We start from the raw sequence: 22,006 nt of genomic DNA on the forward strand, positions 1-22,006 counted from the left end.
ACAAGAAAACGGCGCTGCCTCTGGATCAGAGACAGCGCCGTTTTCTTTTTATGCTTAGTCGCTTACAAGCCGGTATGTTCGGCGATATAGGCTTTCATTGCTTCGACTCGCGGCTGCATCACAATAAAGCGCTGCGGCAGTGCTTCGATCTGTTCAAATCCGGCAGGACGCTGTGCATCTTCACCCAGTGCTTCGCGTATGGTTTCATTGAATTTGGCTGGCAAGGCAGTTTCCAGCACGATCATAGGCACGCCGGGCTGCCAGTGCTCGCGTGCGACCTTAATGCCGTCGGCAGTATGGGTATCGACCGTCAGGCCGTATTGCTCCCTGACCTGGCGTATGGTCTGAATACGATCTGCATGTACCGATTTACCAGAGACAAAACCAAACTGTGTGACTTTACTAAACTCATCGCCATCACTGCCGGGCGCACCGGACAAATCAAAACCGCCTTTACTTTCGACCTGCGCAAACAAGTGTTTGACGCGCGCCGCATCGCCATCGAGCAAATCGTAAATGAAACGCTCAAAGTTAGAGGCCTTGGAAATATCCATAGACGGGCTGGTGGTATGCCAGGTCTCGGCGGAAGCACGCACGCGGTAAATGCCGGTACGGAAAAACTCATCCAGCACATCATTTTCATTGGTCGCCACCACCAGCTGAGCGATAGGCAAGCCCATCATTCTGGCGATATGACCAGCGCAGATATTTCCAAAATTACCGGATGGCACAGTGAAGGAAACCTGTTGTTCATTGCCGGTAGTCGCGCTCAGATAGCCACGGAAGTAGTACACCACCTGTGCCACTACCCTGGCCCAGTTAATCGAATTCACGGTACCGATGCGCTGCTGCTGTTTGAAGGCAAGATCATTCGACACCGCCTTGACCAAGTCCTGACAATCATCGAATACGCCTTCTACCGCGATATTGAAAATATTCGGGTCCTGCAGACTGAACATCTGCGCGGTCTGGAAGGCGCTCATTTTTTGGTGTGGTGACAGCATGAATACGCGGATGCCACGTTTGCCCCGCATCGCATATTCAGCCGCACTGCCGGTATCGCCGGAGGTTGCACCGAAAATATTGAGTTCAGCCTGATTTTTTGCGAGTGCATATTCAAACAGATTGCCGAGCAATTGCATCGCCATATCTTTGAACGCCAGCGTAGGGCCATTCGATAAGGCTTGTAAAATCAGCTTACGGCCCGAGCCATCTTCCTGCAACACGCGCAAAGGCGTAATCTGGGTCGCATCTTCACCCTCACGCGCATTGCGATAGACCTCAGCGGTATAGGTTTTGGCTGTCATGGCACGCAAATCTGCTTCCGGAATATCGGTAGCAAATTTACGCAAGACTTCAAATGCAAGCTCGGCATATGACAGTTTGCGCCAGGCATTCAGCTCTGCTGCTGTGACTTGAGGATAGCTGGCAGGCAGATACAGGCCACCGTCCGGGGCCAGCCCACCTAACAGGATTTCGGAAAAACTTTGCGACGCGGCATGTCCGCGAGTTGAGGCGTAATGCATACTTTGAGCAAGGATAGTAGAGTCGATGAGGTAAATTTTCACCCCATTATATCGCCCTTACTACCAAATAACCTGCACAAATTTGGCAAAAACTCAGATTTTCTTTCTTATATTCAGATGCATCTAAGGATATATCTTTATTGCATATATTCAGGTCTGGCGCTCATTGCCAGCGCCATCATGATCAGGCATCAGGCAGCAGAACAGCGTCCGGATGGGTGTAGATCACCAGTCCGCTTTGCCGCGCAAATCCTATCAGGCAGATACCGGCGTCCTGTGCCATTTGCAAGGCCAGCGCGGTCGGGGCTGACAGACAGACCATGAGGCGGATATTCGCGACTGCCGCTTTTTGCACCAGCTCATAACTGGCGCGGCTGCTTAATAGCAAAAAGCCATCTGGCCGCTGTGCATGCCGCCACTGCTGCGCCAATGCACCAGTCAGCTTATCGAGTGCATTGTGACGACCTACATCTTCCCGCAACACTGAAATTTGCCCATCCAGACTGGCATAGGCTGCCGCATGCAGCGCACCGGTGACTGCATTTTGTAGCTGCAGCGCCGGCATTTGCCGGAGCGCGGCCTGGATCGCGGCCAGCGGGATAGGTGATCCGGCGCTGACCTGCGCACAGGACTGCGGCAAGGCATCCAGGCTGGCGATGCCACACAGACCGCAACCGGTACGTCCGGCCAGCTGGCGTTTCTGTCGTTTGAGCTGATCAAAACATTCAGCGGCGATCTGCATCTCCAGCACCAGACCTGCAGGCTGATGCTGCTGCAGTATGCGGATATCGTAAATCTGCTGCACCTGGCTGACCACGCCCTCGGACAAACTGAAGCCACGTGCGAAATCCTCGAGATCGGCCGGACTGGCCATCATCACGGCATGCGATATGCCGTTATAGACCAGCGCCACCGGCACTTCCTGCGCCACCTGGTCGGTAACCGCCTGCATACCGGGTTCGCCATAACGTACACGCTGCACGGTCACCGCCAGACTCAGCGGCAGACTGTCCACGTCTTCTGTGACTGGCTGATCCTGGCTCATCGCGACCTCACCATGATGCGCATGCCGCCAGACCGGTCGCCGTCAGGCTGAGCAGCAGACGCTCGCCCTGCTGCCCACTGTGTACCCAGCCTAATCCTGCTTGTCCCGCAATATCCTGCTCCCCCAGATAGGCGAGGCAGCGCAGCAAGGTACTCATACGGACATTTAAGCGTTTGCACAGCTTTTGCGCCGATACCGGCTGCGCCTCCTGCCGCAAGGCCAGCATCAGCGCTTCTATCTGCGCCAGCATAGTCAGATCGGCCTGCTCTGCTTCGGGAGCGGTTGTCTCCATCGTCATATGGATCAGGCCTGATGCGCGGCCAGTGTGACCGGTATCGATTTGGAGGTCGGCGTACGCGCCCGGTCGGCCACACTGGACAAGGCGACCAGGCCATTAGTCTCAGGGAAGTAAGCCGCCAGACAGCCGCGTGGAATATTGTATTCAACCAGCATAAAGCGTTTGACGCTACGTTCGGCTTTATCTTCTGAAATACTGGTGATGTCTACCCAATCCCCTGCACGGAAGCCCAGGGCACGGATATCTTCAGCGTGGATAAACAGCACGCGGCGCTCACCGAACACACCCCGATAGCGATCATTCATGCCATAGATGGTGGTGTTGTACTGATCATGCGAACGTATGGTCGCCAGATTGAACACAGTTTGCTGTTGCGCGCTTCTGGCCTGATGGATAGGCAGATCGGTCGGTACCGCATGCGCAAAGAAGTTGGCCTTACCAGTTGCCGTGCGCCATTCCAGTTCGCGCGCGCTGTTACGCAAATGGAAACCGCCCGGTACCCTTACCCGGGTATTGAAACCGGCAAAGTCGTCAAACACTTCAGCGATTTTGTCGCGGATACGGTCGTAATCTGCAACCAGCGCCATCCAGTCTATGCGGGTTCTGTCCTGCAAGGTCGCCACTGCCATGCGTGCCACAATCGCCGGCTCAGACAATAAATCAGGCGAGGCCGGGACATTCATGCCGGAAGACAGATGCACCATGCTCATCGAATCTTCCACCGTGACCGCCTGCGGGCCATTGGCCTGCATATCAATTTCAGTGCGGCCCAGACAAGGCAGGATCAGCGCATCACGGCCACAGACCAGATGGCTGCGGTTTAATTTGGTCGCCACATGCACCGTGAGTGCACAATTGCGTAAGGCACGATGCGTGAGTTCAGTATCCGGCGTCGCAGTCGCAAAATTACCGCCCATTGCGAAAAATACTTTATCCGGTGACGCCAGCATGGCTTCTATCGCGCCCACCGTGTCATAGCCGTGCTCACGCGGCACCTCAAAACCAAACACTTGCTGCAATCGATCGAGGAAAGCAGCTGCCGGTTTTTCATTGATGCCCATGGTGCGGTCGCCCTGCACATTGCTGTGCCCACGCACCGGACAGGCACCGGCACCGGGACGCCCCAGATGGCCACGCAATAACAACAGGTTCACGATCATCTGTATCGTTGCGACCGAATGTTTATGCTGGGTGATGCCCATGCCCCAGCAGGCAATCACGCTACGCGCATGCAAATAGGTTTGTGCCGTGCGCTCAATCTGGCTGCGTTCCAGGCCGGATTCACGCACGATGGTATCCCAGGACTCTTGCCCGACTTCGTCAGCAAATGCCTCAAAATTTGCCGTGTGCTGCGCAATGAAACCCACATCAATCAGCCGCGTCTGGCCTTGCTGCTGCGCCAGCGCATCCGCTTCCAGCACATATTTGATAATGCCTTTGACCGCAGCCAGATCGCCGCCTATCTTCAATTGCAGGTAATCAGAGGAAATGGTGCTGCCATCACCGGATAACATCTCCAGCGCATCCTGCGGGTCCTGGAATTTCTCCAGCCCTCGCTCACGCAAAGGATTGAAGGACACGATAGCCGCGCCACGCTTGGACGCGGCCCGCAATTCGCCCAGCATGCGCGGATGATTAGTGCCGGGATTTTGTCCGAAAATGAAAATCGCATCGGCCTGCTGAAAATCTGACAGCAGCACCGTGCCCTTGCCTATCCCTATGGCTTCGCGCATGGCAAGACCGGATGGCTCGTGGCACATATTCGAGCAATCCGGAAAATTATTGGTGCCGAATTCGCGTACAAACAACTGATACAGAAACGCTGCCTCATTGCTGGTGCGGCCTGAGGTATAGAAAATCGCATCATCAGGCCGTGCTAAGGCGCGCAAATGCTGAGCGATCAAGGCAAAGGCTTCATCCCAGGATACCGCAACATAGCGATCAGTCACTGCATCGTAACGTACAGGCTGGGTCAGCCTGCCCTGATCTTCCAGCCAGTGATCGCTGTGACGGCTCAAATCCGCCAGCGTATGCGAGGCGAATAAAGCTGGGGTAGCGCGTCTGGCAGTCGATTCAGCCGCAACCGCCTTGGCACCGTTCTCACAGAATTCAAAAGTCGAGGTATGGTCAGAATCCGGCCAGGCACAACCCGGGCAATCGAAGCCGTCCGGCTGATTCGCCGACAGCAAAGTCCGGGCGCCCTTACCCGGTATGCCCTGATTCAACAATTGCTGCGCAACGCTTTTCAATGCACCCCAGCCACCGGCAGGCCGGTTGTAGACCTGAATCACTTTTTTACTCATGCTTTCCCCTGCAAATTCTGTATTTCCTGTGCCGACAGCATCACCAAGGCCTGCTACCGCAGCTGACTGCGCTGATCAGCGATGTATGACCACCAGCAAAGCTTTGGCTTCGGTCTTACCGGTATTCCGGATTGCGTGATTTTTATCCGCATCGTAGCGCGCAGTGGCACCAATTTTGACTTTCTTTTTATGACCTTCGACTTCGACTTCAATCTGACCGCTCAAGACCGTCAGATGCTCGGATGCGCCTGGGTCATGTGAATTTGACACCAAGGCACCACCCGCTGCGAGTGTGAGTTCATACCATTCGTATTTGCCAGCCAGCTCCATCGGTCCCAGGATGCGTAACACATATCCCGCATGCTCACCCGGCAAAGTTGGCGTTTCATGGGCTTCCAGCAAACGTATGCTCTCTGCAGCAGGCAATTCAGAAGAGAGCAATTCTGCCATCGTCACCCCCAGCGCATTGGCGAGGCGCCATGCAACTGCGATGGTTGGATTGGCTTTTTCGCGCTCTATCTGCGACAGCATAGACTTAGAAACTCCGGCAGTTCTGGATAAATCTTCTAAAGTAAGACCACGCTCCAGACGCATTTTCTGCAAAGTCGCACCGACTTCCGGCGGCGTATTCGACAAAACTTTTTTCATAAAGCCTATTGCACCACTAAAAAAGTATGATTAATATTCGATATATTGAACTTTAGTTCTAAATATTGGATTTTTTAAGATTTATTTAACGCGGCGTGCCTGACTGTATTTGTTAGCATATTTGCGAGTTTGTTCAGTTTCCTGGTTTAGCAGTGTAACAGCTGCCTACCGGGAAACACTAAAAGAGCGTGACAAATATGCTGAAAACCAGCGACTGCTGCAAGACTTTATCAGGCACATCCAACTACGATTACCCCACTCTGGCCAGCACCAGATCAGACGGAGACTAGCATGACCCAGAATACTTCCAGACTCGCCTTTATCGATAAACTGGCAGGCAACCTGAATGGCTTACGTGAACAAGGCCTGTTTAAACCAGAGCGCGTGATTGCTTCGCGTCAGGGCGCGGTCGTGACCTGCGACGATGGTCGCCAACTGATCAATCTGTGCGCGAACAACTATCTGGGTCTGTCCGGCGATGAATCCATGGTGCAGGCATCGATCGCCGCGACCGAGCAATTCGGCTATGGTCTGTCATCGGTACGCTTTATCTGCGGCACACAAACCGTCCACAAACAACTGGAAAAAGCGATTGCCGAATTTCTGGGCACGGAAGACTGCATCCTGTATGCAGCCGCCTTCGACGCTAATGGCGGTGTGTTTGAACCTTTGTTCGATGAAAACGATGCCATCATTTCCGATGCACTGAACCACGCATCCATCATCGACGGCATCCGCTTATGTAAAGCCGCACGCTATCGTTATGCACACAATGACATGGCCGATCTGGAAAAACAATTGCAAGCCGCTGCCGATAAACGTCACCGTATCATCGTAACGGATGGTGTTTTCTCTATGGACGGCACCATCGCCCAGCTCGATAAAATCTGCGAACTGGCAGACAAATACGATGCACTGGTGATGATTGATGAATGCCACGCTTCCGGCTTCATGGGCAAGACTGGCCGCGGCACGCACGAGCATCACAATGTGCTCGGACGCATCGACATTATTACTGGCACCCTGGGCAAGGCACTGGGTGGCGCGATGGGCGGCTTCACCGCTGGACGTAAAGAAGTGATCGATACCCTGCGTCAGAAATCCCGTCCTTACCTGTTCTCCAACACACTGGCACCGTCAATCGCCGGTGCTTCTTTATCGGTGCTGCAAAGATTGTCTGTCTCCACCGAACTGCGTGATCGCCTGCATGCCAATACTGAACACTTCCGTCGCGAAATCGTCAAACTCGGCTTCACGATTAAGCCAGGTACGCATCCGGTGGTTCCGGTCATGTTGTTCGATGCGCCGGTAGCGCAGAAATTCGCCGCCCGTCTGTATGAATTAGGCGTATTCGTGACCGGCTTCTTCTACCCTGTGGTGCCAATGGGACAAGCCCGGGTCAGGGTGCAACTGTCTGCTGCACACAGCATAGAACAACTCGACACCGCACTCGCCGCTTTCGCTCAGGCGGGTCGCGAACTCGGACTGATACCGTAATTCAGCACTGACGAAAACTGAGGCCAGCATGTAAATTTGCAGCACACTGGCTGCGCCTTAGTTTTACGTCGATTTAGCTATCTATTCTTAATCTGGAAACAAACATGGAAAAAATTCTTGTAATTGGTGCTAACGGTCAGATCGGCAGCGAACTGGTGGAAGCTCTGGCAGCACAGCATGGTGCAAACAATGTGATTGCAGCGGATATCAGCCCAGCCAGCCTGTATGGCGCGGCCATCTATGAAATCATTGATGTACTGAATGCGGCACGCATTACCGAAGTCATCGAGCAATATCAGGTCACGCAGGTGTATCAGCTGGCAGCGCTGCTGTCCGCAACTGGCGAAAAAGCGCCGCTGAAGGCCTGGGAACTGAATATGGATGGCTTGCTCAACATCCTGGAAATCGCGCGTATTCGCGGCGAAGCTGGCAAACCGTTGAAAGTGTTCTGGCCTTCTTCTATCGCCGCGTTCGGCCCGAATACGCCACCAGTCAATACGCCGCAATATACGGTGATGGACCCAAGCACGATTTACGGTATCAGCAAACTGGCCGGTGAACGCCTGTGCGAATACTATTTCGAAAAATATGGCGTCGATGTACGCAGCATACGCTACCCTGGCATCATCAGCTTCAAGTCGCCACCAGGCGGCGGCACCACCGACTATGCAATCGCGATTTTCCATTCCGCTTTGCGCGGTGAAGCCTACAGCTGCTTCCTGGAAGCGGAAACCACCTTACCGATGATCTACATGCCGGACGCAATCCGCGCCACGATTTCGCTGATGGATGCAGATGCCGCCAAACTTTCTGTGCGTTCCTCGTATAATGTCGCCGGTTTAAGTTTTAATCCGCGCGAATTGGCAGCTGCAATCAAACAAAATTTGCCGGCATTTGACATACACTACGCTCCCGACAGCCGCCAGGCGATCGCAGCTTCCTGGCCGCAAAGCCTGGACGATGCACAAGCCCGCACAGACTGGGGCTGGCAGGCGCAGGTAGGCTTGCAGGATCTGGTCACCGACATGCTGAAAAATATTCGTGTCGATGGCAAGGAGTTAGCTGCATAATTTAATTTCAAAATTAGCGCAAAAAGATTCAGGCACCAACATCGCAATGAGCGCATCATGCCTCTTTGCGACCAGACTACTTAGCCTGAGTCATTTTGCGCACACCAAATAAGAGACAAAGAGGTCATACGATGGACATGCGTGTATTCGATTTATTTAAAATAGGCGTGGGTCCATCCAGTTCCCATACCGTCGGCCCCATGCTGGCAGCCAGACGCTTTTTGCTGGAAGCTGGCAATCTGCAACAAGTCAGCAAAGTACAGGCAGCCCTGTATGGTTCGCTGGCCCTGACCGGCAGCGGCCATGCGACTGATACCGCTGTGTTACTGGGCCTGATGGGTGAAACACCACAAGATTTGGCACCGGAAAGCGTGGCCGACAAGCTGGCACAATTGCGCAGCAGCCAGCAAATGCATTTGCTTGGCGAATACCCGGTTGCATTTGATGCCGACAAAGATATCCTGTGGTTTAAACAGGAAGTCTTGCCCGGCCATCCAAATGGCATGAAATTCATCCTGACCCGCCAGGATGGCAGCACAGAAGAAAAAACTTTTTACTCTACCGGTGGCGGCTTTATCTATTCAGCTGAAGAACTGTCACAACCCGCTTCAGCTGAAACCGCTACCGATAAAGCAGTCCCCTATCCTTTTGCCACCATGGCTGAACTGCTGGCACATGGCAAACGTACCGGTCTGAGCGTGACTGCCATGTTGCGCGCCAACGAACTGGTGCACTGCTCCGAACAGGAACTGGATGATGGTCTCGACAAAATCTGGTCGGTGATGAAAGCCTGTATCGCGCGCGGCCTGCAACTGAGCGGCGAACTGCCGGGCGGCTTACAAGTGCAGCGCCGTGCCGCCAAATTGTGGCGTACCGCGAATGAAACGACCGATGTATTGCCGCATGACGGCATGCACCGTGTGAGTTTATATGCGATGGCTGTGAATGAAGAAAATGCCGCTGGTGGCCGCGTCGTAACAGCACCAACCAATGGCGCAGCCGGCATTATTCCGGCTGTATTGCGCTACTACGCCGAAGACTGCAAACCGAGTAACCCGCAACAAGGCGTACGCAGCTTCCTGCTGGCTGCCTCCGCAATTGGCATGCTGTGCAAAAAGAATGCTTCGATTTCCGGCGCTGAGATCGGTTGCCAGGGTGAAGTCGGGGTAGCCTGCGCTATGGCTGCAGCTGGTCTGACAGCAGCACTGGGCGGTACCAATGAACAGATAGAAGCTGCGGCAGAAATCGGCATTGAACACCATCTGGGCATGACTTGCGATCCTATCGGTGGCCTGGTCCAGATACCCTGCATAGAACGCAATGGTATGGGCGCAGTGAAGGCCATCACCGCTGCGTCCCTGTCCCTGCGCAGCGATGGTACGCATAAAGTCACACTGGATGATGCAATCGAAACCATGCGCCAGACTGGCGCCGACATGCAGGCCAAGTACAAAGAAACTTCACTCGGCGGCCTGGCTATCCACGTCGTCAGCGTGAACTACGCTGCCTGCTGATACGTTTATACCTGGCTCAGGCAGATACTAACGGGGCGCCAGCGCAAAACGCGGCAGCCCCGCCTTCCACAGAAAAAATGCCCAGGCATTGGCCTTCCATTCGGCATCATCTATGGTTTTGTCAGCCGATAAGCTAATCAATACCGGTGCCTGCGGGCTACCTGACAATAGCTGCAAAGCTGCAGCCAGCTTGGCTGTCATCACAAAGCCCTGCTCTGACTTTGCCTTATCCGCTAACAGCAATACCGGCGGATGCGGCAGCCCTTGCTGCAGACGCGATTGAAATGGCAAACGATCGAGATCGCTGGCGACAGCCGTTTCTGCCTGCTTGCTCTTAGCTTTCACTGTTGCTACCGCATCCATCCGCAGATTGCGTAAGGCCACGCCACCAAACAAAGCTGGCCTTTGCAGGGCGGCCTGCATCAGCGCTGCATCACCCCTTCCGGTATCGAATAGGAAAATTTTACCTTCAGCAGAAATCGATGCGCCGACCAGATACTCCGCTGCCGCGATCAGGCTGTCGGCGGCGCGCTCTTTACCCGAGGCTGGCAATACCAACGTGGCGACTATCGCATCCTGCTCCAGCCAGGCTTGAAATCCGCCAGTAAAACTTTCTGGACGCGCCAATTCCGGCGCCAGCATCAGTAATACCGGGCGTTTACCATCGACTTCGGCACCACGCGGATACAACAATGTGATCGCACCCGCCTGTCCTGGCAAAGTATGGATAGCAGCACGCTGCTGTAGCGCCGCCGCGCCGTCTGAGCGTTCTCTTAACAATGGAGAAAACTCCGTCCCGTCTGATGCCAGATACCAGGCATGCTGGCGATCCGCAGCCTCTATATCGAGCAAAATCCCCTTACCCTCGCTTGCCAGGCTCAAGTGACGCACGCGTCCGGCAAATGGTAACGGCACTTGCTCTGCTTTGGTTTTACTTACAATCTGCAGCAATTGATGCGCACCATCGCGATAGGCCAGCACAAACACGGTACCATTACGCACAGCCAGTCGCTGCAAGTCCAGCTTATCATCCTGAAATTCCAGCTTTGCGTTGCTGAATTGCGGCGCATTCAGAGGCAGTCTGTATATTGCATTCTGCTTAAACCCTTCCGACTGCTTTGCGACTTTTGTCACTGACTTGCTATCCGCAATCAGCAGCAAGTCCTTACCCTGCAGCGCCAGATCTTTCCATTGTTCAGGCAGGCCAGCTAACACTTGCCAGCGGGCTGAGTTTTTATCGAATTCAGACCGTCGCGCAACAGCAAGCTGCGTGATCTGTTGCTGCACATTCCGGCTGACCAGCAGCACCGCATCAGTCTGTTCAGCAATCAAGAGCTGCAGGCGTTCATGCGCGCGCAGTTGCACGCCTTTAGCATTGCGCAGCACAGCCTTATCAAGCTGCACTGGCTGCCCAAGCTGATGCTGCCATAACTCTGTCATCGGCCCCAATGCCGGTTGATAGTAAAGTACCCGGCTGTCAGCACGCCAACTCAGCCCACTGCCAGGCGCGATACGGAGTTCCGGCTCTGGCTTCAAATCTTCGAGCTGGATCACCACGGCAAGCTCCTGCTCAGACTGACTGACCTGAAGCGCAATCGCGCTGCGGTCTGGTGCCAGTATTAACTGTCTGATACCTGCCTCCGGCGCTGAGACATAGAGCACCCGCTCGGCACCGGTCTCCGGATTTTTCTGCAGCACCCGCGCACGTCGGTCCGCCCCGCGCTCAGTCCAGATCAGGCCTGCCGCGCTGCTGAGCGCTGCGGATTCTGGCTCTGGCGCAGGTCCAGTTTTTTGTACCGTTTTCTGCCATTCTGCCAATCGGCTGTAGCGTTGCAGGAATTGCTGGTTTAAGGCGTTTTGACGACGCATCCAGAGCTGTACCTGAGGGTCATTACCTTGCTCTAATATGGCCAGCGGATCTGCAACGGGGCCGTCATTCAGCACTGGTAATTTTGGATAGCTACCCCAGGCAGCCAGCTGCGCCCAAGCCGGCCCCGCCATCACAGCCATCGGCATAACGACGAGCATCAGCAATTGCAAACACCGGTTTTGAATGGCCGACCTGTGCAGCATAGAGAGAAAAACCGTTTGATTCATGGTATCCGCATTATTTGGGCAAAGTATTTGCCATTCATTTCAAGTTTTCTGAAGTTCATGCCTGACTTTCTGCAATTCATCGCATTTCAATCGTGCAATCTGTGCATTTTATCTACAGTGCTGACATCGCCCCAACAACAGGAAAACCTATCATGTCTAACCAGAAGCTATCCAAGTTGCAATCCTTTAGTCTGCTGACGCTGGCCAGTCTGAGCGCTGCCACAATGGTAACGCTGGCGTTTCTTTCCCCCAAACCACATGTAGCTGCAGTGCCCAGTGTCATCATTTCAGCACAAAAAATGACAGTTGAACAAAAAATTGCTTACGACATGGAACAATTCCATCCCCAGATGCAAACCGTCGTGATTTCTGCCAAGGCGATGACACTGGCAGAGAAAGCAGCAAGCGATATCCAAACTCAGCCCAAAGCACAGAACACAGTAAAACTCAGAAAAAAACCCGCAATTCTTGCCTGATTTAGTTTTATTTGGCTTGACCGCGATCGCCTTAGTGTCAGACAATTACCTTTTGCATCGCTAAAAAGATTCAGCAGCGGTTCCGGAATTGAATGAGCAGTTTGTCTCACCTTACTCTATCAGCAGGCAATCATGTTAAAAAAACCTCTACTCTTTTGTTTGCTTTCAGCAACATTTGTGTCTGGTGCAGCAATCGGATCTAATGCGTCAGCGATGACCTCCTCTATCGCGATACAACAGAATCAGCAAGAAAAAAACCTGAACGAAAGCGCGCAAGAATCAAGTTCTGCCAGCGCCAGTGCCAGTGTGCAGGCTCAGACCCCACTGGATCGCAGTGGCCTGGATCGCGCATCTGTGCATTTGCAAATTCTGCAACAGTCCAGCACCCACTTTTCTGAGTCCAGTGCAGCAACTGCCGCCAAGAAGACCAACGGCTTTGACAAAAAAGCCCAGCTCAACAGCAAACCAGGCTCCAGCACAGGTATCTGAGCACCGCTTTCAAGCCAGATCCGGCGCGCAGCAACCTGCTGACGCGCTGATTAACTCAGTCAAACTTCCCGCCTCAGATCGCTCCACGGTCTATGCGCTTACTCAAAATAATTGAGGTCGCAGTCTGACGCACCCCATCCATCGCTCCGATCTGATCCAGTAAGCGATCCAGGGTATCCGTAGAATCGCAACGCAGCGTCAGCATATAGTCTATCGTTCCGCTGACCGCACACAAAGTCTCAGCCTCAGGCAACTGCTGCAGGTATTTAATCAAAGCACTGGCAAACTTCGCATCCACCGACAAACCCACGTAGGCGCGTACAGCAGGCTGCACCAGCTTATGACTGAGACGCACCCCATAACCGGCAATAATGCCGCGCTTTTCGAGTGCCGCTATTCGGGCGATCACCGTTGTACGCGCAATCCCTACCTGCTTCGCGATACTGGTGACCGGCAACCTGGCGTTATCCATTAACAAAGCCAGTACTTTATTGTCTACTTCATCGAGTTCGGGTCTCATATCGTCATTTTGTTATAAATTTTAGTCAAAATGTATCAGACTCATGCAGTCTGACGATAAATTTCCCTCTATTATCTGACAAAACTCAGGCTTAGACTCTCTGCGTAAACCTATAAACAACAAACCGGAGACAAAATCATGACAACCAAACTCATCCTGCTGGGCGCTGGCAAAATCGGTGACGCGATCTTAAATCTGCTGTCCCATACCGGCGACTATGAAATCACCGTGGCAGACCGCGATGCTGAGCGCCTCAAATACGTAGAACAGGCAGGCTTTCCTAACACCCGCATCGTGCAAGCCGATCTGAGCGACAAAGCGGCCGTCACAGAATTAATCCGCGGCCACAAAGTCACCATGTCCGCCTGCCCGTACTTCCTGACACCTATCATCGCCGGTGCGGCCAAAGCGGCAAACTCGCATTACTTTGATCTGACCGAAGACGTGGAAAGCACACGCATCGTCAAGCAACTGGCAGACAATGCCGATTGCGCCTTCGTGCCGCAATGTGGACTGGCGCCGGGCTTTATCTCTATCGTTGCCAATGATGTAGCAAAACGCTTTGAGACCCTGCGCGATGTCAGCATGCGGGTCGGTGCTTTACCGACCTTCCCGAATAATGCGCTGAAATACAATCTGACCTGGAGTACTGATGGTCTGATCAATGAATACTGCAATCCTTGCGAGGCGATTGTGGATGGCGAATTGCGCGAAACTGCGGCACTGGAAGAAATTGAACACTTCTCGCTGGACGGTATCGACTACGAAGCATTCAATACCTCAGGTGGTCTCGGCACACTGTGCGAAAGCCTGCAAGGCAAGGTACAAAATCTGAACTACAAAACCGTACGTTACCCTGGTCACCGCGACATCGTCAAAATGCTGATCCGTGATCTGCAACTGGGTAAACTGGAACGCCGTCCTATCCTGAAAGAAGTCATGGAAACTGCAATTCCTATGACCAAGCAAGACGTGGTGCTGGTCTTCGTCAGCGTGGTTGGCATGCGCGACGGTCGTCTGGAACAGGAATCCTATGCCAAGAAAATCTATGCTCAGGAAGTGAATGGCCAGTTACTGTCCGCTATCCAGCTGACAACTGCATCCGGCATTTGCGCCATGGTGGATCTGGTGGTAACAGGAAAGCTGCCACAACACGGACTGGTGCGTCAGGAACAAACTCTGTTGTCTGACTTCCTGGCGAACCGCTTCGGCCGCTACTATGCAATCTAAGCGTAATCTGAACACAATTTAAGTGCGACCTGATCCTGCGTCAGGCTGACACAGGCATCTCGCTTGTGTCACACTGACGCCGTTTCTATCTGCTGGGCAGGATGAGGACAGCATCACATTCATCCTGCCGATTAACCTATCAAGAGCACATTATGACAAGTCCAACTATTCAAGCACTGCTCAGTGAACTCGGCGTTCAACTTGCCGACTATCAAGGCGAGGCCATCCACAGTATTTCGCCGATTGATGGCAAAGCTCTGGCCAGCCTGCGTGCAGATTCCGCCAGCGAAGTGCAGGCACGTATCGCTAAAGCGCATGCGGCCTACTTGCAATGGCGCAGCATCCCGGCACCACGCCGTGGCGAACTGGTACGCCTGTTTGGCGAGGAACTGCGCACCCACAAAGCCGCACTCGGTCAGTTAGTCACCATGGAAGCGGGCAAAATCCTGCAAGAAGGCTTAGGCGAAGTACAGGAAATGATCGACATCTGCGATTTCGCAGTCGGTCTGTCACGCCAGTTATACGGCCTGACGATTGCGTCTGAACGTCCTGGTCACCGCATGATGGAACAATGGCATCCGGTCGGCGTGGTTGGCGTCATTTCCGCGTTCAACTTCCCGGTCGCAGTATGGGCCTGGAATGCAGCGCTGGCCTTTGTCTGCGGCGACAGCGTAGTCTGGAAACCGTCTGAAAAAACCCCGTTGACCGCGATTGCGACCCACGCCTTATTCATGAAAGCAGTAGCGCGCTTTGGCAGCGATGCACCGGACGGTCTGGCTGAACTCATCATAGGCGGCCGCGACAGCGGTGCGCAAATGGTCGAGGATAAACGCATTGCACTGGTCAGCGCCACTGGCAGCACCCGCATGGGCAAACAAGTAGCGGAAGTTTGCGCACGCCGCCTGACCCGTACCATCCTTGAGCTGGGCGGCAATAACGCGATGATCGTGGCACCGAGTGCAGACCTGGAAATGGCCGTACGCGCCATCACCTTCTCTGCAGTTGGCACAGCCGGTCAGCGCTGCACCACCCTGCGCCGCCTGTTCGTACACGACAGCGTTTATGACACGCTGGTACCACGTCTGAAAAAAATCTACGCCGGTCTGCCAGTCGGCAATCCGCTGGAAAAATCCACCCTGGTCGGCCCGCTGGTCGATGCCAGCTCTTACGATGCGATGCAAAGCAGCCTGGCAGTCGCCAAATCGGAACAAGGTCAGGTATTCGGTGGCGACCGTGTGACTGTTGCAGGCTGTGAAGCGGCCTATTATGTGCGTCCGGCACTGGTTGAAATGCCGACCCAGACCACAACCATGCATCATGAAACCTTCGCGCCCATCATGTATATCGTGCGCTACAGCGACCTCGATCAGGCGATAGACTGGAATAACGAAGTACCGCAAGGCTTATCTTCATCTATCTTCACTACCGATATGCGTGAAGCGGAACGCTTTGTGTCAGCCACAGGCAGCGATTGCGGCATTGCCAACGTCAACATCGGCCCTTCCGGTGCTGAAATTGGTGGCGCATTCGGCGGTGAAAAAGATACTGGCGGTGGCCGTGAATCCGGTTCCGACGCCTGGAAAGCCTATATGCGCCGCACGACAAATACCTTCAATTACAGCCATGCGCTGCCACTGGCTCAGGGCATCAGCTTCGATATTTGAGCAACAAAATACTAATAAAAACATACTACACAAGTTCAGCCCCCTAGCCCCCCAGGGGGCTTTTTCTTTTTTGGGCCAAGAGATTGTGCATAGGCCGCACAAAGCCTCATTGCACGCACACCTTCCCAGCGGTATCATGCGACTCCGAAAAAATCAGGGAAATTTATGCCCAATAACAGCCTCGATGGCATCACACTTGAACAGTTGCTGATCCGGCTACAGGCGCGCTATGGCTGGCCCGGTCTGGCTCAACATGTGCCCATACGCTGCTTCCAATCTGAGCCCAGCGTCAGCTCCAGTCTGAAATTTTTGCGTAAAACGCCCTGGGCCAGAACCAAAGTCGAACAGTTATTTCTGGATACGGACTGGACATAAAGCGCAGACCAAGACCTCTTGCAGAGGTCACTCCACATCCGCGCCGGGGCACTTCGGGTTTTGAGGGCATTCCTGACAGAATCACTCAAGTTTGTTATACTTGATCAAATTGCTCAACAACTCAGGTTATTAGCACGACATGCCTTAGGGCACACCCGGAGCCACATTATGCGCCTCACCACCAAAGGACGATTTGCCGTCACCGCCATGATAGATCTGGCCCTGCGCCAGGACAAAGGACCGGTGACGCTTGCTGCCATCAGTCAGCGGCAAGACATCTCCTTATCCTATCTCGAGCAATTGTTTGGCAAGTTACGCCGCCATGAAATTGTCGAGTCTGTGCGCGGCCCCGGTGGCGGCTATAATCTTGCCCGGAAAGCCCAGCATGTGACCGTCGCCGATATCATCATCGCCGTTGATGAGCCGCTGGATGCCACCCAGTGTGGCGGCAAAGGCAACTGCCACGGCAGCGATCATGCCAATGGCCTGCATTGTATGACCCATGATTTATGGGCAACGCTGAATGCAAAAATGGTTGATTACCTCGATTCGGTCTCCTTGCAGGATCTGGTGAATCAGCAAAAACAAAAAACCTCGGAAAACCAAGTCGTTGTCATGCACAGCCAGCATGTCAGCCATACTGCACCCTGATATTTGGAGTCTTGAATGAACGCCCCTCTGGAACAAAGTCTGCTGGACACGCTGAAGTCACCGCACTTCCCTATTTACATGGACTACTCGGCGACCACGCCGGTTGATCCGCGCGTCGCCGATAAGATGATTCCTTTCCTGCGTGCGCAGTTTGGTAATCCGGCTTCACGCAGCCATATGTATGGCTGGGATGCGGAAGCGGCAGTGGAAGAAGCACGTGGCAATGTTGCTGCGCTGGTTAATGCTGACCCGCGTGAAATCATCTGGACGTCGGGTGCAACCGAAAGTAATAACCTGGCGATCAAGGGTGCAGCGCACTTCTACAAAGCCAAGGGCAAGCACATCATTACCGTTAAAACCGAACACAAAGCAGTACTCGATACGGTACGAGAACTGGAACGTCAGGGTTTTGAAGCGACTTATCTGCAACCGCAGGATAACGGCCTGATCACGATAGAACAGTTGAAAGCCGCAATCCGTCCTGACACCATCCTGATCTCGGTCATGTGGGTCAACAATGAAATCGGCGTGATTCAGCCTATCGCAGAAATCGGTGAACTCTGCCGCGAAAAAGGCATCGTATTCCATTCTGACGCAGCGCAGGCAACCGGCAAAGTCGAAATCGACCTGGAAAAAGTCAAAGTCGACCTGGTGTCCTTCTCCGCCCACAAATCATATGGCCCAAAAGGCATAGGCGCTTTGTATATCCGCCGCAAACCACGCGTGCGCCTGGAAGCGCAAATGCATGGTGGTGGCCATGAACGCGGCTTCCGTTCCGGCACATTAGCGCCGCATCAATGCGTAGGCATGGGCGAAGCTTTCCGCATCGCTAAAGAAGAAATGCAAAGTGAGCTGGCTCACATCCGCACTATGCGTGACCGCCTCGCAAAAGGCTTGCAACAGATTGAAGAGACTTATGTGAATGGTGATATGGATCACCGCGTACCGCACAATCTGAACGTCAGCTTCAATTACGTTGAAGGCGAATCGCTGATCATGGCGATCAAGGATATCGCGGTATCGTCCGGTTCTGCATGTACTTCGGCCAGTCTGGAACCGTCTTATGTACTGCGCGCACTGGGCCGCAGCGATGAACTGGCGCACAGCTCTATCCGTTTCACGATAGGCCGTTTCACTACTGAAGAAGACATCGACTTCGCGATTAATCTGCTGAAAACCAAAGTAGAAAAATTGCGTGAATTGTCGCCTTTGTGGGATATGTACAAAGATGGCATCGACATCTCAACCATACAATGGGCCGCGCATTAATGCTCAACCCAGCTACTGACGGGTACGCCCGTCAGGTCTAACGTCAGGAATAAAGGAATAGCATCATGGCTTACTCAGATAAAGTTTTAGATCACTACGAAAATCCACGTAACGTCGGCGCTTTTGAAAAAGGTGACGACAGTGTAGGCACCGGCATGGTTGGTGCGCCTGCCTGTGGCGACGTGATGAAATTGCAGATCAAGGTTGGCGCTAACGGCGTGATCGAAGATGCCAAGTTCAAAACCTATGGCTGCGGCTCTGCGATTGCCTCTTCTTCTCTGGTAACAGAGTGGGTCAAGGGTAAAACGCTGGATCAGGCACTGGAAATTAAAAATACAGCGATCGCTGAAGAACTGGCCTTACCACCAGTGAAAATCCATTGCTCCATCCTGGCTGAAGACGCAATCAAAGCTGCGGTCCTGGATTACAAGAACAAGCACAGCGCCGAATAAGTTAGGCGGGCAAACCTGGGTTCAGGTTTGCCACCGCCGCGGCATCAGTTACACCTCAGGATAAGAAGCAGTAAAGACGGAAATCACCATGGCTATCACACTCACTGAAAAAGCAGCAAAGCATGTCATTCGTTATATGGAACGCCGTGGCAAAGGCTTAGGCCTGCGCTTTGGCGTACGCACGACCGGCTGTTCCGGCATGGCCTATAAGCTTGAATACGTGGATGAAATGAGTGGTGAAGATCAGGTCTTTGAGTCCCATGGCGTGAAGGTCTTTGTCGACGCAAAAAGTCTGCCTTATATTGACGGTACCGAACTCGACTTTGCGCGCGAAGGCCTGAACGAAGGCTTTAAATTCTACAATCCTAACGTGAAAGATGAATGCGGTTGCGGCGAAAGCTTCCGTATCTGAGCCCGGCCAGACTGAGTCCTATGCAAAATCATTTTGAGCTGTTTCAGTTGGCACCGCGTTTTTCGCTGGATATGGCACAGCTCGATGCGGCCTATCGCGAAGTCCAGAGCAAGGTTCATCCGGATAAATTCGTGCAGGCCAGCGAAGCAGAAAAACGGGTTGCCATGCAATGGGCGACCCGTGCCAATGAAGCCTACCAGACCCTGAAAAAGCCCTTGAAGCGCGCCAGCTATCTGTGCGAATTGCACGGCGTCGATCTGGAAACCGAATCGAATACCAGCATGCCAGCTGCCTTCCTGATGCAACAGATGGAATGGCGCGAAGCATTTGATGATGCGCGCCACGAGCAGAATAGCGCCGCGCTGCTGCAACTGGAAGCTGAGTTGCGCAATACGCTCAGACAGCAACTGACTCAGGCAGGTCTGGCGCTGGATAACGGGCAGTACCGCGAGGCGGCCGGACTGATACGCACCTGCATGTTCCTGGAAAAATTTCTGGCTGATATCGCCGCGCTGGATGACTGACGCAGCCGGCTACCGAATAACCGGCGCCACAGCGCGCCACTTTGTTGATGGCCTCCATCCTTAGACACCATGGCATTACTGCAAATTTCTGAACCGGGCATGTCCACCGCACCTCACCAGCACCGGCTGGCGGTAGGCATCGATCTGGGCACGACTAACTCTCTGGTTGCCACCGTACGCAACAGTATTCCTGAAGTGCTCAACGATGAAGAAGGCCGGCCTTTGCTGCCATCTGTGGTGCGCTATCTGCCGAACGGCCATGCCCACATCGGCTTCAAGGCACAGGCCGAACAGAGTAATGATCCGAAAAATACCATCGCCTCGGTAAAACGCTTCATGGGTCGCGGCCTGAAAGATATCGCCTACGCCGAAAATCTGCCTTATGACTTCCACGATGAACCTGGCATGGTGCAGTTAAAAACCATCGCTGGCATCAAAAGTCCGGTTGAAGTCTCAGCCCAGATACTGGCCACGCTGCGCCAGCAGGCGGAAGATGCGCTCGGCGATGATCTGGTCGGCGCAGTGATTACCGTTCCTGCGTATTTCGATGATGCGCAACGCCAGGCGACTAAAGACGCCGCCAAACTGGCAGGCCTGAACGTATTGCGCCTGCTGAACGAACCGACTGCAGCTGCTATCGCCTACGGACTGGATAATGCATCGGAAGGCACTTACGCCGTGTACGATCTGGGTGGCGGTACCTTTGATATTTCCATACTCAAAATGAGCAAGGGCGTATTTGAAGTATTGTCTACCGGCGGCGATTCTGCACTCGGTGGCGACGACTTTGACCACCGTTTGTTTTGCTGGATCTTACAGGAAGCCAAATTAGCACCACTGTCGGACGAAGACACCAGCATGCTAATGATGAAGGCGCGTGAAGCCAAGGAAATTTTATCCAGCAAACCCAGTACATTTATCGACGCAAAACTCAATTCCGGCGAATCCGTGCATCTGCAACTGAGCGCCAGCCAGTTTGCTGAAATGACGCAGAACCTGGTGCTCAAAACCATCACGCCTTGCCGCAAAGCCTTACGTGATGCGGACTTATCCGCGGATGATATCGACGGCGTGGTATTGGTGGGCGGCGCGACCCGCATGCCACATGTACGCAAAGCCGTCGGTGAATTTTTCCAGACCACGCCACTCGCAAATATCGACCCTGACAAAGTGGTCGCGCTGGGCGCCGCGATTCAGGCCAATCTGCTGGCGGGCAACCGCGCTCCCGGTGATGACTGGCTGTTATTGGACGTAATTCCATTGTCATTGGGCGTAGAAACCATGGGTGGGCTGGCTGAAAAAGTCATACCGCGCAATTCCACCATCCCTTGCGCACGCGCCCAGGAATTCACCACCTTCAAAGATGGTCAGACCGCGATGGCTATCCATGTGGTACAGGGTGAACGCGAACTGGTCAGCGATTGCCGCTCACTGGCGCGCTTTGAATTACGTGGCATTCCGGCGATGGCGGCGGGTGCTGCCAGAATACGGATTACTTATCAGGTCGATGCTGATGGTTTGCTATCCGTCTCTGCACGCGAATTGCGCTCAGGCGTTGAAGCCAGTATCACGGTCAAACCTTCTTACGGTTTAGCCGACGATGACATCACACGCATGTTGCAGGATTCGTTTAGCACGGCAGAAGCAGATATGCAGCAACGTGCTTTGCGCGAGGAGCAGGTTGAAGCCGAGCGTATACTGCTGGCGACACAATCTGCTTTTGACGCCGACAGTCAGTTGTTGTCTGCGGCAGAATCAGAAGCTATTCAACAATTAATGCAGCAAGTCAGATTGATGATGGCTGGCAGCGACCATCAGGGCTTACACGCAGCCATCAGCGCGCTGGCAGAAGGCACTGAAGAATTCGCAGCCCGTCGTATGGATCAGAGTGTACGCTCAGCTCTGGCCGGAAAAAAACTGGACGACATCGCTTAAACTCACCTAAT

21 protein-coding genes are annotated in these 22,006 nt (G+C 53.6%); 14 read left to right on the forward strand and 7 right to left on the reverse strand.

From position 1 onward, the window contains the following. Positions 1 to 62: 62 nt before the first annotated feature. The 5 genes from thrC to EYB48_RS14195 all read right to left on the reverse strand — a co-directional run bounded on the left by thrC (position 63) and on the right by EYB48_RS14195 (position 5,820). Positions 63 to 1,526 carry a threonine synthase gene (gene thrC, locus EYB48_RS14175; protein ID WP_162021011.1) on the reverse strand — a complete coding sequence of 488 codons (1,464 nt, stop codon included), beginning with the start codon at positions 1,524 to 1,526 and terminating at the stop codon, positions 63 to 65. A gap of 184 nt (positions 1,527 to 1,710) precedes the next feature. Next, positions 1,711 to 2,571 carry a formate dehydrogenase accessory sulfurtransferase FdhD gene (gene fdhD / locus EYB48_RS14180; RefSeq protein ID WP_162021012.1) on the reverse strand — a complete coding sequence of 287 codons (861 nt, stop codon included), beginning with the start codon at positions 2,569 to 2,571 and terminating at the stop codon, positions 1,711 to 1,713. Positions 2,572 to 2,578: 7 nt separating this feature from the next. Then, positions 2,579 to 2,869 carry a hypothetical protein gene (locus tag EYB48_RS14185; protein WP_202927791.1) on the reverse strand — a complete coding sequence of 97 codons (291 nt, stop codon included), beginning with the start codon at positions 2,867 to 2,869 and terminating at the stop codon, positions 2,579 to 2,581. A 5-nt stretch (positions 2,870 to 2,874) separates the two neighbouring features. Continuing rightward, on the reverse strand, positions 2,875 to 5,172 hold the full coding sequence (locus EYB48_RS14190) for an FdhF/YdeP family oxidoreductase (protein ID WP_162021013.1): 2,298 nt from the start codon (positions 5,170 to 5,172) through the stop codon (positions 2,875 to 2,877). 75 nt (positions 5,173 to 5,247) lie between these two features. Continuing rightward, a complete protein-coding gene (locus tag EYB48_RS14195) occupies positions 5,248 to 5,820 on the reverse strand; it encodes a helix-turn-helix domain-containing protein (protein WP_162021014.1) in 573 nt (190 codons plus the stop codon). A gap of 291 nt (positions 5,821 to 6,111) precedes the next feature. Between EYB48_RS14195 and kbl the strand changes: the two genes are divergently transcribed. The 3 genes from kbl (at position 6,112) to EYB48_RS14210 (ending at position 9,901) form a co-directional block, all read left to right on the forward strand. Beyond that, a complete protein-coding gene (kbl, locus tag EYB48_RS14200; RefSeq protein ID WP_162021015.1) occupies positions 6,112 to 7,317 on the forward strand; it encodes a glycine C-acetyltransferase in 1,206 nt (401 codons plus the stop codon). Positions 7,318 to 7,421: 104 nt separating this feature from the next. Next, entirely contained in the window at positions 7,422 to 8,387 is a 966-nt protein-coding gene (locus EYB48_RS14205; protein ID WP_162021016.1) for an NAD-dependent epimerase/dehydratase family protein, read from the forward strand. A gap of 131 nt (positions 8,388 to 8,518) precedes the next feature. Next, a complete protein-coding gene (locus tag EYB48_RS14210) occupies positions 8,519 to 9,901 on the forward strand; it encodes an L-serine ammonia-lyase (RefSeq protein ID WP_162021017.1) in 1,383 nt (460 codons plus the stop codon). Between the two features lie 27 nt (positions 9,902 to 9,928). Here EYB48_RS14210 and EYB48_RS14215 read toward each other — a convergent pair whose 3' ends face one another. Then, a complete protein-coding gene (locus tag EYB48_RS14215) occupies positions 9,929 to 11,929 on the reverse strand; it encodes a prolyl oligopeptidase family protein (protein WP_162021018.1) in 2,001 nt (666 codons plus the stop codon). 221 nt (positions 11,930 to 12,150) lie between these two features. Here EYB48_RS14215 and EYB48_RS14220 point away from each other — a divergent pair, with 221 nt between their 5' ends. Together EYB48_RS14220 and EYB48_RS14225 are read left to right on the forward strand one after the other, a co-directional pair. After that, entirely contained in the window at positions 12,151 to 12,474 is a 324-nt protein-coding gene (locus EYB48_RS14220; protein ID WP_162021019.1) for a hypothetical protein, read from the forward strand. A gap of 213 nt (positions 12,475 to 12,687) precedes the next feature. Beyond that, the gene (locus EYB48_RS14225) at positions 12,688 to 12,963 is read left to right on the forward strand and encodes a hypothetical protein (RefSeq protein ID WP_162021020.1); all 276 of its coding nucleotides are present in this window, start codon (positions 12,688 to 12,690) and stop codon (positions 12,961 to 12,963) included. A 73-nt stretch (positions 12,964 to 13,036) separates the two neighbouring features. On the opposite strand, the gene EYB48_RS14230 is transcribed toward EYB48_RS14225, so the two are convergent. Further along, positions 13,037 to 13,483, reverse strand: a complete 447-nt coding sequence (locus EYB48_RS14230; protein WP_162021021.1) for an Lrp/AsnC family transcriptional regulator — start codon at positions 13,481 to 13,483, stop codon at positions 13,037 to 13,039. A gap of 138 nt (positions 13,484 to 13,621) precedes the next feature. On the opposite strand from EYB48_RS14230, the gene EYB48_RS14235 reads away from it, so the two are divergent. The 9 genes from EYB48_RS14235 (at position 13,622) to hscA (ending at position 21,995) form a co-directional block, all read left to right on the forward strand. Continuing rightward, entirely contained in the window at positions 13,622 to 14,713 is a 1,092-nt protein-coding gene (locus tag EYB48_RS14235) for a saccharopine dehydrogenase family protein (RefSeq protein WP_162021022.1), read from the forward strand. A gap of 152 nt (positions 14,714 to 14,865) precedes the next feature. Beyond that, positions 14,866 to 16,377 carry an L-piperidine-6-carboxylate dehydrogenase gene (gene amaB, locus EYB48_RS14240; protein WP_162021023.1) on the forward strand — a complete coding sequence of 504 codons (1,512 nt, stop codon included), beginning with the start codon at positions 14,866 to 14,868 and terminating at the stop codon, positions 16,375 to 16,377. A gap of 165 nt (positions 16,378 to 16,542) precedes the next feature. Next, positions 16,543 to 16,752, forward strand: a complete 210-nt coding sequence (locus tag EYB48_RS14245) for a VF530 family protein (RefSeq protein ID WP_162021024.1) — start codon at positions 16,543 to 16,545, stop codon at positions 16,750 to 16,752. Positions 16,753 to 16,920: 168 nt separating this feature from the next. Further along, positions 16,921 to 17,403: a Fe-S cluster assembly transcriptional regulator IscR gene (gene iscR, locus EYB48_RS14250; protein WP_162021025.1), complete on the forward strand. Its 483-nt coding sequence runs from the start codon at positions 16,921 to 16,923 to the stop codon at positions 17,401 to 17,403. A gap of 15 nt (positions 17,404 to 17,418) precedes the next feature. Next, positions 17,419 to 18,672, forward strand: a complete 1,254-nt coding sequence (locus EYB48_RS14255; protein WP_162021026.1) for an IscS subfamily cysteine desulfurase — start codon at positions 17,419 to 17,421, stop codon at positions 18,670 to 18,672. A 65-nt stretch (positions 18,673 to 18,737) separates the two neighbouring features. Beyond that, positions 18,738 to 19,124 carry a Fe-S cluster assembly scaffold IscU gene (iscU, locus tag EYB48_RS14260; RefSeq protein ID WP_162021027.1) on the forward strand — a complete coding sequence of 129 codons (387 nt, stop codon included), beginning with the start codon at positions 18,738 to 18,740 and terminating at the stop codon, positions 19,122 to 19,124. An 88-nt stretch (positions 19,125 to 19,212) separates the two neighbouring features. After that, on the forward strand, positions 19,213 to 19,536 hold the full coding sequence (gene iscA / locus EYB48_RS14265) for an iron-sulfur cluster assembly protein IscA (protein WP_162021028.1): 324 nt from the start codon (positions 19,213 to 19,215) through the stop codon (positions 19,534 to 19,536). 20 nt (positions 19,537 to 19,556) lie between these two features. Continuing rightward, positions 19,557 to 20,060 carry a Fe-S protein assembly co-chaperone HscB gene (gene hscB, locus EYB48_RS14270; protein ID WP_162021029.1) on the forward strand — a complete coding sequence of 168 codons (504 nt, stop codon included), beginning with the start codon at positions 19,557 to 19,559 and terminating at the stop codon, positions 20,058 to 20,060. A gap of 69 nt (positions 20,061 to 20,129) precedes the next feature. Beyond that, entirely contained in the window at positions 20,130 to 21,995 is a 1,866-nt protein-coding gene (hscA, locus tag EYB48_RS14275) for a Fe-S protein assembly chaperone HscA (protein ID WP_162021030.1), read from the forward strand. Positions 21,996 to 22,006: the final 11 nt, after the last annotated feature.

This window comes from Cognatundibacterium crateris, from assembly GCF_010078235.1.
Lineage (GTDB): Bacteria > Pseudomonadota > Gammaproteobacteria > Burkholderiales > Burkholderiaceae_D > Undibacterium > Undibacterium crateris.